Annotated in this window: 9 protein-coding genes; all 9 read right to left on the minus strand. The window is 67.4% G+C overall.

From position 1 onward, the window contains the following. Nucleotides 1-110 precede the first annotated feature (110 nt). The 9 genes from IM708_RS09225 to tssI are packed head-to-tail and all read right to left on the minus strand — an operon-like array spanning nt 111 to nt 12,280. Complete coding sequence (locus IM708_RS09225) at nt 111-833, minus strand: protein phosphatase 2C domain-containing protein (protein WP_209426231.1); 723 nt, start codon at nt 831-833, stop codon at nt 111-113. Next, nucleotides 833-1,513, minus strand: a complete 681-nt coding sequence (gene tagF, locus IM708_RS09230; RefSeq protein WP_209426232.1) for a type VI secretion system-associated protein TagF — start codon at nt 1,511-1,513, stop codon at nt 833-835. The genes IM708_RS09225 and tagF overlap by 1 nt, the downstream gene beginning before the upstream one ends. Continuing rightward, nucleotides 1,513-5,037 carry a type VI secretion system membrane subunit TssM gene (gene tssM / locus IM708_RS09235; RefSeq protein WP_209426233.1) on the minus strand — a complete coding sequence of 1,175 codons (3,525 nt, stop codon included), beginning with the start codon at nt 5,035-5,037 and terminating at the stop codon, nt 1,513-1,515. The genes tagF and tssM overlap by 1 nt, the downstream gene beginning before the upstream one ends. After that, complete coding sequence (gene icmH / locus IM708_RS09240; protein WP_209426234.1) at nt 5,037-6,422, minus strand: type IVB secretion system protein IcmH/DotU; 1,386 nt, start codon at nt 6,420-6,422, stop codon at nt 5,037-5,039. Before icmH ends, tssM begins: the two co-directional genes overlap by 1 nt. A gap of 22 nt (nt 6,423-6,444) precedes the next feature. Further along, entirely contained in the window at nt 6,445-7,785 is a 1,341-nt protein-coding gene (gene tssK / locus IM708_RS09245; RefSeq protein WP_209426235.1) for a type VI secretion system baseplate subunit TssK, read from the minus strand. 33 nt (nt 7,786-7,818) lie between these two features. Further along, complete coding sequence (tagH, locus tag IM708_RS09250) at nt 7,819-9,300, minus strand: type VI secretion system-associated FHA domain protein TagH (protein ID WP_209426236.1); 1,482 nt, start codon at nt 9,298-9,300, stop codon at nt 7,819-7,821. 7 nt (nt 9,301-9,307) lie between these two features. Next, nucleotides 9,308-9,625 carry a PAAR domain-containing protein gene (locus tag IM708_RS09255; RefSeq protein ID WP_209426237.1) on the minus strand — a complete coding sequence of 106 codons (318 nt, stop codon included), beginning with the start codon at nt 9,623-9,625 and terminating at the stop codon, nt 9,308-9,310. Beyond that, nucleotides 9,625-10,263, minus strand: a complete 639-nt coding sequence (locus tag IM708_RS09260) for a hypothetical protein (RefSeq protein WP_209426238.1) — start codon at nt 10,261-10,263, stop codon at nt 9,625-9,627. The genes IM708_RS09255 and IM708_RS09260 overlap by 1 nt, the downstream gene beginning before the upstream one ends. Nucleotides 10,264-10,273: 10 nt before the next feature. Then, nucleotides 10,274-12,280, minus strand: coding sequence for a type VI secretion system tip protein TssI/VgrG (gene tssI, locus IM708_RS09265; RefSeq protein ID WP_209426239.1), 2,007 nt, complete (start codon nt 12,278-12,280; stop codon nt 10,274-10,276). Between the last annotated feature and the right edge of the window lie 17 nt (nt 12,281-12,297).

The following is a 12,297-nucleotide window of genomic DNA, read 5'->3' on the forward strand; positions in this document are numbered from 1 at the left end:
TCTAAAAATGAAAATCTGCGGCGTTAACCGCAATGAAACTTTCGGTTTCGCGCGGATCCAGGGCGGATCCTGGACGCGAGGTCCGAGTGCGGCGGTCCGGGGCGCGGGGCTCAGAGCACATCGACCACGATGATCGAGACGTTGTCATTGGCGCCGCCGTCGAGCGCGAGGTTAAGGAGCGTGTCGGTCACCGTCTCGATGGGCGCGCGCGGCACGAGCCTGCGCAGGGTGGCGAAGGTCGCGTATTTGCTCAGCCCGTCCGAACAGAGCAGGAAGCGGTCGCCGGGGTGCAACTCCCCGCGGACCTTGTCCAGCTCCAGTTCCTCACCCACGCCGACCGCGCGCGTGACCATGTTCGACAGCGGGTGCAATTCGGCCTCGTCCCAGGTCATCTCGCCGTCCAGGACCATTTCGGCCACGGCGGAATGGTCAGTGGTGAGCATCTCGACCTCGCCGTCGCGGAAGCGGTAGAGGCGGCTATCTCCGGCCCAGAAGGCGACGAAATGACCGTCCGCCAACACCAGCGTCACCACCGTCGCGCCCATGGTATCGACCTGGCGCGCGGCCGCTTCCTGCCGGATCTGGTCATGCGCGCGGTGCAGCGCGTCGCGCACGGCGCGCATCAGGTCGGCCGGTTCCTGACCCTCGGGCAGCATCGCCAGCTGGTCGATGACGATGCGGCTGGCGACATCGCCGGCAGCGTGCCCCCCCATCCCGTCGGCGACCGCCCAGACCCGGGTTTCGGGCGTGGCGAGGATCGCGTCCTCGTTGACCTTGCGCACGCGGCCGACATGCGAGGTAGCGCTGAAGCGGATCACCGGCCGGCCGCTCATCAGGCGCCCCCCTGCCCTTGCGTCCAGACCGGCGCGGTCAGGTCGAAAAGCCCGGTCACCTGCCCGTTGTGCGGCAACCCGTCGACCAGCATCAGCCGCGTGCCCTCGGCCAGCAGCGCCGACCAGATGCTGGGCTGGCGCAGGCGGTTCTCCAGCAGCGCGCCGGCCAGATCGGCGGCGCCGCCGGCCTCGGCCCGGACCAGCGTCAGCATGTCCGCGCGTTCGGCCAGGCGGGCGGCGGCGGGGGGGGTCGGGCGTGGCAGGCTGGCCAGCCGCTGCAGGAATCGCAGCCGGTCGAGCGAGCTTTCCAGCGCGTCGAGCGCGAGCGTCTCGAGCCGCGCGAAGATCGCCTCGCCGGCGAGATGCGCCAGCATGACCGGGGTTCCCTGCGGCAGCGGCGCCATCAGGGTCAGCGGGAACTGCCGCCCGACGCGGTCGATCGAGGCCATCACGATGCCGGTGACCGGAAGCCGGCCGGCGAGGCCGTGGGCCAGGGTGAAACGCCAGATGGGCGCGGTCATGTAGCAGTCCCCCCAGCGCGGCCCGAGGGCGTTGCGTGCCGCCAGCAGGGACCGCTGAAGCCAGGGGTCCCAGGCCTCGACGAAGCCGGATGGCGTATCGGCGCGCAGGAAATCCCCCATCGAGGGCAGCTTTCCGAAGGCTCCGAACGCGCCGCCCATCAGAAGGACTGCGGACAGCTGAAGTTGCGCAGGGCCGGCAGGTTGAACGGGTTGAGGACCGATCCCGCCTGCAGGTCGTAGATCGCGAAGCGCCCGCCGACGTTGAAGATCACGCGGCTGCGGTCGGCGACGCTGGTGCGCCGGATCTCGGCGCTGTCGAGAAGCCGGAACCAGGCCCAGGGCCCGTCCTTGGCAAGGATGTTCTGCACGCCCGATGCCGGCGGATCGAGCCGCACGCCGGCGAGGCCGACCTCGCCCGGCCAGGACACCGCCAGCGGGGCGGAACCCGCGTCGCGGTGACCGAAGGTCGTGCGCTGCCCGTCGATTTCCAGCGTCACCGTGTCGGCGTTGGGGTCCACGGCGAAGGGGGTGATCTGGAAACTGACCTGGGGCGTCGCGCCCTGCGCGAAAAAGGCGTCGCGGATCTGGAAGGCGTTCTGGAACTGCGCCAGCACCTGGTCCGAAATGCCCAGGTCCGCCTCGTTCACCGAGCGCCAGGTCATCGGCCGGGACTGGGTGTCGACGAAGCGGCGCAGGTTCTCGTTGAAGAAGGTCTCGATCATGCCGCCGGGCGCGAAGAGGCGGGCGAAATCGGCCATCGCCACATCCGCCCCGGCGCGCCGGTTGAACGGATAGCGGTTGGCCAGCGCCTGTTCGCAGAAGGGCAGCACCTGACCGCGCCAGCGCGCGTTGATCTGCGCGCGCGTCCCCTCGGCCGTGATCCCGGAGGAGCCGGTGGCGATCTGCGTCGCCCAGCGTTGCAGGGGGCCTTCGAGTTGCGCGGTGGCGCGTTGGAAGCGCGCCAGCGGGTTGTCGTCGGGCAGGCTGACGAAGCTTTCGTCGCGGCTGAAGGAAAGGCGGCTGAGTTCCTGGTTCACGTCGCCCAGCATGCGCATCAGCTCGTCCAGCGGCGAGGCAAGCCCCTCGGGCGCGGTGACCAGGTCGTGCAGCCAGGCGAAGCGGTCCTCGACATAGCGGCCGGGGGGACCGTCGCGCCGCTCCAGCGCCTCCAGCACGATCCGCTCCTGCACGCCAAGACCCGAGGTCAGCAGTTCGGCGGGCGACAACGCCTCCTGCCGGACCAGCCGGGTTTCGTGGGCGACCGCGTTCAGCAGGTTGACCAGCGGCGAGGCCGGCCCGACCAGCACGTTCGTGACCTCGACCGCGTGGCTGAGCGATTCGAGCGGCAGGATGTCGACATCGGCGAGGATGCCGTCGTAGCGGGCGACATAGTCGTTGTAGTAGAGGTTCAGCACGTCGCGGCTGAGTTCGACAATCTCGGTCTCGCTGGGCTCCTCGCCGGGTTCGACGCCCAGCACGTAGCTTTCGCGCTGGATGCGCTGCGCGACGCTGACCGCTTCCGGCAGGAAGACGTCCTGAAAGCCGCGGCGGGTGAAGACCCCGGCGATCCCCTCGGCAAGGGAGCGACCGGAGGAGCGGGCGAAGACGCGCGACACCGCCGGCCCGGCGACTTCGGAGACGCGCCAGGAGGGCAGTTCGTTCACGCGCTGGCTGCTGAGGATGCCGTTGTAGACGCGCTGCGCCATCGGCATCTCGCGCAGGATCTGCTGCACCTGATCGACCAGCGGACCATTGAGCGGGACGCGTAGCAGCGGCTGGTCCAGCATCGCCATCAGATGCGCCTCCAGATCGGCGCGCAGGCCTTCGCGCTGGACGCCGGGATAGGCGAGTTCCCAATCCTCGCGCATCCAGTCGCGGACCATCGTCGCGTTCATCGGGCCCTGGCCGCCCAGGACCAGATAGACCTTGAGCGCGTCATAGAGCACGTCCTGGTCGTTGAAGTTGATCTGCATGACCTCTTCGAGGCGCAGCAGAAGCCGGGGCAGCATGTGCTGGTTGAGCGCCGCGCGGTAGGCGAGCGCGGCCTCGTTGCCGATCACCCGCCCCTGGTAGACGCCCCAGGTCAGGCGCTGCGGCACCTCGGGCTCGCCGGCGGCGGGATTGCCGTGCATGCCGCGCAAAAGGTTCAGCGCCGGCACGACAGAGGGCAGGTCGGTATCGGCGATGGGGCTGCCGGGGATGGCGGCGGCGGCCTCGCGGTAGCTGTCGAGCCGTTCGGCGGCTTCGGCCACCAGCATGCGGTTGCCGAGGAAGCTGCGCGTCCAGAGGGCGGTCATGGTCACCGCGACGATCACCACGGCGGCGATGGCTGCCGCGCGGGTCAGGCGATAGCGCCGCTCTACCCGGTCGTCGGCGGACACAAGCCCCGCCTCGGGGAAGATCACGCCCTGGAAGAGCCGGGTCAGGAAGAAGGACCGTCCGGTCCCGCTGCCCGTGCCGATCGCCTGCCGACCGATGCCGAAGGTGCGCGCCATGCCCATCATCAGCCGGTCGATGGGCGTGCCCTCCTGCGTGCCCGAGGTGAAATAGACGCCGCGCAGCAGCGGGCGATCCTCGAACCGCGACTCGACGAACAACTCGTCGAGGAAGTCCCGCGCCACCGGCTGGACCGAGGCGACCTGCGCCGGAAAGCCGGCGACAAGGCTGCGCCGCGAGGGATCGGTTTCGACCTGCATGCGCTCGATCAGTTGCGCGTTGAGGCGGTCGAGCAGCGCCTGGAACTGTTCATCGAATCCGGCAAGCGGCTGGTCCTCGGGCCTGGCGCGCTTCTTCAGCGACAGCGTGAAGCCCCAGACCTGTTCGCGCGCCTCCTTGCCGAGGCCGTCGAAGAATTCGGCGAAACCGGCGATGAGGTCGGCCTTGGTGAAAAGAACATATACCGGGAAGTGCACGCCGAGCGTGTTGCGCAGCTCGTTCAGTCGCCGACGAACGGCCTGGGCATGGCTCTTGCGCGTGATCTCGTCCTGCAGCGACAGGTCCGAAAGGCTGATCGCGACGACGGCGCCGTTGATCGGCTGGCGCTTGCGATACTTCTTCAGGAGCGACAGGAACCCCAGCCAGGCGGCGTTGTCGACCTCGGCGTCGCTTTCCTGTGTGGTGTAGCGTCCAGCCGTGTCGATCAGCACCGCATCGTTGGTGAACCACCAGTCGCAGTTGCGCGTGCCGCCGACGCCACCCAAGGCCGACTTGCCCATCTCGTCGGCCAGCGGGAACTTCAGCCCGGAGTTGACGATCGCGGTGGTCTTGCCCGCCCCCGGCGGGCCGATCATCACGTACCAGGGCAGTTCGTAAAGATGCCGCCGTCCCAGCTTCGACTTGCGCAGCGAGCCGAGCGCCTTACGCAGCTTGCCGCGCAGCTCCTCGACCTCGGCGCGGACAAGGGCGTCGCTGGCCTCACCCTCGGCGCTTTCGACCATTTCCTCGGCCATGCGCTTGTCGCGCCGGCGGCGGCGCCAGACGATGAAGCCGACCAGTGCCAGCCCCAGGACGACCAGCACGACGATGGTGACGATCCGGCTGGTCTGCGTGGCGAAGGGGTCGAAATCGCCGATCCGCAGGAGCGGTCCGAAATACCAGATACAGAGGCTGAGAATCGTCACCGTGGCAAGAATGACGGGGCTGGTTCCGCCCAGCAGGCGAAGCACGCTCAACAGGGCCGACATCACGACTCCTCCCGGATCAGGATGACCTCGATTCGGCGGTTGGCGGCGCGCCCCTCGGCCGTTGCGTTGTCGGCGATGGGTTCACGCTCGGCGCGCCCTTCGGCCGACAGCCTGTCGGGGTTATCCAGCAGCGGTGCGAGGACGTCCTTCACCGTCGTCGCACGCGCCAGCGACAGATGCGTGTTGGACGGGTAGCGCGCGGTGTTGATCGGGATCGAATCGGAGTGGCCCGCGATGATCACCCGGCCCTCGACCTCGTTCAGCGCATTCGCGACGCGTTCCAGCGGAACGCGATAGCGGTCCTGCAACACGTCCGAGGCCGAAGCGAACATGGAGGCTCCGGCAATACGGATGGTCATCGCGTTGCCGTCCTCCAGCACCTCGATCAGGCCCTCGGCGATCTCTTCGGAGAGAAAGCCCGAGACGGTCTCTAGCTGCGCCACCTCGCGCCGGGTGGGCGGCGGCGGGGGCGGCGGCGGCGCGGGGCGCGACATCTGCGGCACGCTGCCGCTGTCCACGGTCCCGAGTTGCCCGATCAGCCGCTGCGTGCCCGTGCCCAGCGCCCAGGACAACGCGGTGTAGCTGAGCGCCAGAATCACGGCCAAGGCGGCGGTGGCGATCCAGACGGTCTTCCACGCGGAAAGCGGCCGGTGCGGGCGGTTCACCCCCTGCCAGTGAGGCGAGAGGTCGTGCTCGGCCGTGCCGCGCTGATTGCGGATGATGGTCGCCAGGTTCGTGCGGATTTCCTGATGCCGCGCGGCACCGGCCCTGTCGATCCGCAGGCGCCCCTCGAACCCCAGCGAGAGGCACATGTACATGAACTCGAGCAGTTCCAGATTGTTCGCCGGGTCCTGTTCCAGCCGCGAAAGCAGATCGTAGAACCGGTCGCCGCCCACGGTTTCGCGGTGGAACGTCGCCACCATCGAATGCAGCCCCCAGCTGGACTGGTCGCCCCAGGGCGTGTTCAGCACCACGTCGTCCAGCGTCGCGCAGAGCGCGTAGCGCGCGACCTTGATGTTCTTCGGATCGACGCGCGCCTTGAGCGCGGCTTCCTCGAAGCGGCGCACCTCGGCGACGACGCTCTGGCGCAGCTTCTCGGGGTCCAGGTGCTGCGCGCGGTTCCGGATACGGCTGATCAGCGAAAAGAGTGGCGTCGCGAGCGCGACCAGCTGGTTCATGCCCGTGGGCGCGATGACCGGGCCGGGGCCGCTGCCGCGCGCGGCTTGCGGCGGCACTGCGGGTTCGGGTGTTTCCGACCGCGCCGCCGGGGGTTCGGCAGGGGCCGGCGGCTGGGCGGGCGAAACCGGTCGCCGCGCGCCCGGATTGGGGCGGATCACCGTCTTGTCGGTGTCATCCGGTTCGGCGAAGGGGTCGTTGTCGGACATCTGAACCTTATCCCCCGGTATCTCACGCGTTGCGGATGGCCCACAAGTTCATCTCGAGCCCCGGATAGTCGCCCGAGACATGCACCGCGATCCCGCCCGAGGTCGTCATCTTGCGCCAGTAGGGACTTTCGCCGTCGAGCTGGAAGTAGACGACGCCGGCGTTGTAGGGGATCTGCCGCGGCGCCACCGGCAGAGGGCGCAGCGCGATGCCCGGCAGGGCGGAATTGACCAGCTGGCGGATCTCCTCCACCGGGCCGATCTTGGCGTGGCCGGCGAAGTGCCGGCGCACCGCCTCGTCCGGGATCTCGGCCTTGACCGCCAGCACGAAGCCTGCGCTGCCGATGAGTTTCCGGTCGGTGATGATCCCGACCGAGATGCCGTATTTGCGCGGCTCCAGCGGGATCTGGATCGCCGTGCTTTCCAGCACCGCGCTGAGGAACTGGCGCAGCGACCGGATCACCGGCTGGAAGGTGCGCGTCAGGTCGTCGTGGCGATAGGGTGGAAACTCGGGCACGCGCTTGTCGCCGGCCATGAAGGTGGCCAGTTCGCCCGCGAGGGCGATGCATTCGCGGAAGGCGGTCGCCGGATGCACATTCTCGATCTGCGCCAGATGCCGGAAGAGCGGCAGCGCGCGGTTGACCACCATCAGGAGCAGGAAATCCTGGATCTCGGCCGCGGCGCGGGTCGGCCCGCTTTCCACCAGCCGGCCGGAAAGCACCGTCATGCGATGCGACAGAAGCCCCTCCAGCTCGCGCAGGAACCCGTCGAGCGGGGGCACCGCGCGGGCATCGATGCCGCTGGCCATGAAGGCGGTGTCCAGCACGATGCGCTTGTCCGGCTGCACCTCGATGATGCGCGCGATCGGGATCGCCAGCTTGTCGGCCAGATCGTCGACGGCCAGGCCGAACTGAAGCCGCAGCTTGCCCACGCCCAGCGTCACCGCCTTGCGGTCGGTGCTCATGGCGTCGGTGACCTCGACCTCGGCGGGGCGGAGGCGACTTGCCGAGTTCTCGGCCCCCGTCAGGTCGACTTCGGCCGCGCCCTGCCGGCGCTGCGGCACGGTCAGGTAGACCACGCAGTCGCGGATCGTGTCGGGGACTTCCAGCGCCGGCGGGTGGTCGTCCTTCTGCGGGACGCGGAAGACGATGCCCTCCTGCGTCAGCCCGGCGCAGGACTTCAGCGCGAATTTGCCGACCTTCAGCGCCTCGTCGTCGATCACAAGTTGCGAAACGCCCCAGGCATAGGGCGCAAGCCGGTGCGCCAGCCCGGCGACCAGCGCCTCGGTATAGCGGTCGGCCTGCTGGAAATGGTGCGGCTGCAGGAACAGCCCTTCAGTCCACAGCACCTTGCTATCCCAGGACACGCAACCCCTCCTTCTTGCCCGACATGCTTCGCCTCATCGTTGCGTCTTCAGCTTCTCGAGCTGCTCGCCATAGGCATTGGCGAACTCGCGGCTGAAGATCTCGTGAAAATCGTTGGTCGCCTGGTCCGATATTTCGGCGTACATCTTTTCGTAGGTTTCCCAGTAGAGGGCCTTCTTGCCCTTCAGCAGCCGGCTGATGCCGCCGCCGGCTTCGATCTTTCCGGCCAGGGTCGCGGGGTCCAGCCGCTGCAGGATGCCGCGCAGTGCGGCTTCCATGCCGGTGACCATCGCCACCTCGTGCGCCTTGATATCGTCGAGCGCCTGCTCGGTCGCGGCCTGTGCTGCCAGATATCCCTTGGCGCGCGGACGCACCATGGCCTCGATCGCCTGGTCGGGGCTGACCGAGAACTTGAGCGGGTTGTTCCCCCCCGCGCTGATCCGCGTCTGTTCGATGCGAAACTCGCTCTTGATCGAACTGCGCGTCATAAGCACCTCGCGCAACCCCTCGATCATGACCCGCATCGTCGCGCCCAGCCTCGCCATCGTCGCCTCGAGCTCGGCATCGGGAATGCCCAGATCCTCGGCCCCCAACGCGGCGAGGAAGGCGCGCGCCGCCGCCTCGTCGCCGCGGGCGGCGGGCGGCGGTTCTGGCGACGCGGGTGGGGTGGGCCGGGGCGTGGCCGCGGGCGGTGGCGCGGCAGGCGCAGACGTCCGGGGCGGTGGGCCGAGCAGATCGTCGATATCGTCATTTCCCTCGGCCGGGGGCGGCGGGGCGGGTCGCTGCGGCCGCGGCGGCACGGGTGCTTGCGGCGGCTCGGGCGGCGCGTCCTGGGGCGGCGTACCGCTATCCGGCGCCAGCAGATCGTCCCAGTCATCTGGGATCTGCGAGGCTTTCGCCGACCGCGAGGTGAACGCGTCCGACGTCCCCGGGCCATGGTCGGACATGGCCGGGCCGTCGGTCGCGGGGGCGGGTCCGAGCAGGTCTTCATCCGACAGCGGCGGCAGGAATTCGTCAAGACGATCCTTCCGCTCGACCCAGTTCGCCGGGCCCTTCGGCTGGTCGCCGCCATCCAGCAGGTCGTCCAGGAAATCGCCGCCGCCCATCTCCTTGTCGAAGTCGTCCAGGGGGTCCGGCTGGGCTCGCGCAGCGGAACCGCCCCCCCGCGCGGCATGGTCGGCCGGCGGCGCGGGCGCCTGGTCCGGCACAAGGCTCACGACCAGTTCATAGGTTCCCATCGACAGCACGTCGCCCTCGTTGAGCGGCGTCGGTGTCTGCCCCAGCGGGACCTTGCCGTAGTTCAGAAACGTGCCGTTGGTCGACAGATCGATGACGACGATCTGGCCGCCGTGATCCTCGATCACGCAGTGCGCCTTTGAAATCAGGCGGTCCGGGTCGGGCAGGACCAGGTCGTTCTCGCTCCCGCGACCGATGGTCAGCGACGGGCCGATCATCCTGACCGGCTCGCCGCTGCCGGGGATCGAGCCGGTGGACAAGAATTTCAGAACGACTGCCATCTAGCTGTCAGCCCCCTGTCAGTACCGTGAATTCACCAAGGATGATCGTCCCCCCCATGGCGCAGATGTCGCCGATGCGCGCGGCGGGCTGCTTCTGGATCAGCACCGTCATCGAGCCCTTGGCGATCGGGTGCGGCGGGGCGGGGATCGGCACGCCCACCGGCGACAGCATCACGCCCACGCACATGTCGCCCATCCGCGCCGCAGGTTTCTTGCCGACCAGGACGGTGATCGCGCAGGGCGGGATGATCGGCATCGGGCCGGTCACCGTGCAGGCGGGGCCGGCATGCAGATCGCCCAGGCGGGCTTGCGGCGGTCCGGGCATCAGACATCCTCCTGCTGCTTGTCGTCCTCATCGTCGGCGACAGGTTTGGGCGCGGTGTCGAAATCCGGGACCGCGATCTTGCCATTGCCGCCGCGAGCGATATCGACCCCCCGGTCGATCAGCCATTGCAGATGCAGGAGCGGGTCCTCCACCACGCCCAGCGTGGTCATGTTCATCGCAAAGGCGCAGGCCGACACCGCGGCCGGAGGCGCAGGATGTTCGGCCATGTCGCCGGGGCCCATGGTGCCGGGCGCGTAGAGCGCCGCGGTCGCCACCAGCACCGTATCGTCGTCCATGTCCGCCACCTCGAGCGCCAATTGAACCTTCTCCCGATTCTCGTCGGTGGGCTTGAACACCCAGGCCTCGGCCGCCTTGAGGCAGGCCGTCGGAGTCTCGCCCGTGATGTCACGGGCCGCTATGCAGGCCCACCAGACCGCCTCGCGGTCGGGCAGCGCCGCCGACAGAAGCCGCAACAGATCGACCCAGGCCTTCTTCTCCGCCAGTTCCGCTAGCACGACCTCCACCGAGGCGCTGGCCGGCGCATCGAGCCATGTGTCCAGCTTCGTGGTCTTGGTCGCGAGAATGCGCGCGGCCGGTTCCTTCGGGACCTTCTTCAGATCTGCAAACCTGTCCGACATGTCGCGGCCCCTAGTTGATCATCGTCATGCCGCCCTTGAGGATCAGAACGGCATCCCCCTTGACGGTGGACATCGGTGCCTTAGCCTCAAGCATCGCGGTGCCGTTGATCTTGATCATCATGCCCTTGATCGTCACGCCCATCTGGTCGATCTTGATCGACGACTCACCGACCTTCATTTCGATCGACTGCATCGCCTCCTCTTCGATCTTGCCCAGCTTAACCTTGGTGGACATGTTGCCCTTTTGGACGGTCAGCTTGGAATTGCCGCCGATCTTCTCGGTGTGGTCCTTCGCGATCTCGACCTTGCGGTTGCCCTTCTCGATCTTGAAGGTGTAGTCGCCCGTCTTCAAGGTCTCGGTCTTGTGGCGATGGATCGTCTGGGTCAGGTCGCCCTTGTCCTTCTTGTCCAGACCGATGGTGATTTCGGCGTTGTTCTTGATCTTCAGGAAGTAATCCTTTTCCGAGATCATGCGGACGTATTCCTCGTCCTTCTTGTCCTCGAAGATGAGCTCGTGGAAGCCGCCGCCGCCCTTGCTGGAATTGGTGCGAAGCCCCGACATGGTCTGGTTGGTCGGAAATTCGAACGGCGGCTTGGTCACCGCATTGTAGACCATGCCGGTGCAGATCGGCCGGTCGGGATTGCCGCGTTCGAACTCGATGATCACCTCCTGCCCGATGCGCGGGATGGCGAACATTCCCCAGCCGCGCCCGCTCCAGGGGACGACGGTGCGCACCCAGCAGGTCGTGTTCTCGTCCTTCTTGCCCTCGCGGTCCCAGTGGAACTGGACCTTGATGCGTCCATACTCGTCCGTGTAGATCTCGGCCCCGCTCGGCCCGGTGACGAGCGCGGTCAGAACCCCCGCGACACGCGGCGCGGGCGTCACCTTGGGCGGGCGAAACGGCTCCGACGCCGGCGCGACTTCGAAAGTGCAGGCGTAATGGCCGAGCGGATGCGGATAGCGCAGAAGCGGCGTCGACCCGGCAGCGAACGGGGGCGTGTCAGGCTCGCTTGATGCCGCGCTTTTCAGATGATGCGTCGCCGCGATGACAAGATAGCTGTCATCATCGGCCGGTTTCAGCGCGTCCTTCAAGCTGAAGGTGCAGCCGACACCCAGATCGGCCGCGTTTGCCGCGCCGACATGGCGGCGGGCGGCGTGGGCCTCGCGCTCCACCCGGATGCGGGCCAATACCTCGCCGGCGGACCCCTGCGTATAGGCGGCGTCGCCTTCATAAAGCTCGTATTCCCCGTGCGAATGATCGCCCTTCTTCACCGAGGAACTGACCTTGAGGTCGGTATTCGGCTTGGTCATGTCGTAGTCGACAAGCGAGACCTTGCCCGAAACGACACGCCCCTTGTGCGACCATTCGAAGACATGCGGCTCGTCCACCCGGGTATTCCGGTCGAAGGCGCGGAACGAAAGCTCGCCTTGCCCCTTCAGCTTGTCATGCGAGCCGATGCCATCGGCGAGGATCATTTCCTCGCTGTCGCCCTCGTGATTGAAATAGTAGTAGATCCCCTCTTCCTCCATCAGGCGACTGATGAAGTCAAAGTCGGTCTCGCCGTACTGGACGCAGTATTCGCGCGCCTCGTAGCTTTCGGAAAGACGTTGGCGCAGCAGACTGACACTGTATTCGCCACAGAGGTCGGTCACGATCTCGGGGACGGATTTGCCCTGGAATATGCGCATGTCGCTGCTGCGACGCAGAAACCACAGCCAAGGTCGAACGTCGACGCCGTAGTAGAGTTGCTTCTCGGACGTGCCCAGAAACTCCACCGCCACGACGGTTCCCTGGAACTTGCGCGTTCCGTTCTCGGTTTTCTGCTTCAGGGTCATCCGGGTCCCGAGCAGGCTTTCGACATCGAATGCCCGGTCGGTGGTCAGAAACTCGATCCGGATCTCCGTCACGGTACTCAACGCCTCGGACACCCGCGCGGCCCGAAAATGGACGGGCGCATCGCCGAAGCTGCCCTCGATGGCAGAGCCGATCTTGTCGAAATCCGGTGACGTGCTCATTCAAACCTTCCCGTCCA

This window comes from Pararhodobacter sp. SW119 (genome assembly GCF_017811755.1).
GTDB lineage: Bacteria > Pseudomonadota > Alphaproteobacteria > Rhodobacterales > Rhodobacteraceae > Pararhodobacter.

What these genes read in the sequence shown, in the direction of transcription:
- tagF (WP_209426232.1), bottom strand. Translation starts at nt 1,513, where the DNA reads ATGGGCGGCGCGTTCGGAGCCTTCGGAAAGCTGCCCTCGATGGGGGAT.
- IM708_RS09225 (WP_209426231.1), bottom strand. Translation starts at nt 833, where the DNA reads ATGAGCGGCCGGCCGGTGATCCGCTTCAGCGCTACCTCGCATGTCGGC.
- tssI (WP_209426239.1), bottom strand. Translation starts at nt 12,280, where the DNA reads ATGAGCACGTCACCGGATTTCGACAAGATCGGCTCTGCCATCGAGGGC.
- IM708_RS09255 (WP_209426237.1), bottom strand. Translation starts at nt 9,625, where the DNA reads ATGCCCGGACCGCCGCAAGCCCGCCTGGGCGATCTGCATGCCGGCCCC.
- tssM (WP_209426233.1), bottom strand. Translation starts at nt 5,037, where the DNA reads ATGTCGGCCCTGTTGAGCGTGCTTCGCCTGCTGGGCGGAACCAGCCCC.
- icmH (WP_209426234.1), bottom strand. Translation starts at nt 6,422, where the DNA reads ATGTCCGACAACGACCCCTTCGCCGAACCGGATGACACCGACAAGACG.
- IM708_RS09260 (WP_209426238.1), bottom strand. Translation starts at nt 10,263, where the DNA reads ATGTCGGACAGGTTTGCAGATCTGAAGAAGGTCCCGAAGGAACCGGCC.
- tagH (WP_209426236.1), bottom strand. Translation starts at nt 9,300, where the DNA reads ATGGCAGTCGTTCTGAAATTCTTGTCCACCGGCTCGATCCCCGGCAGC.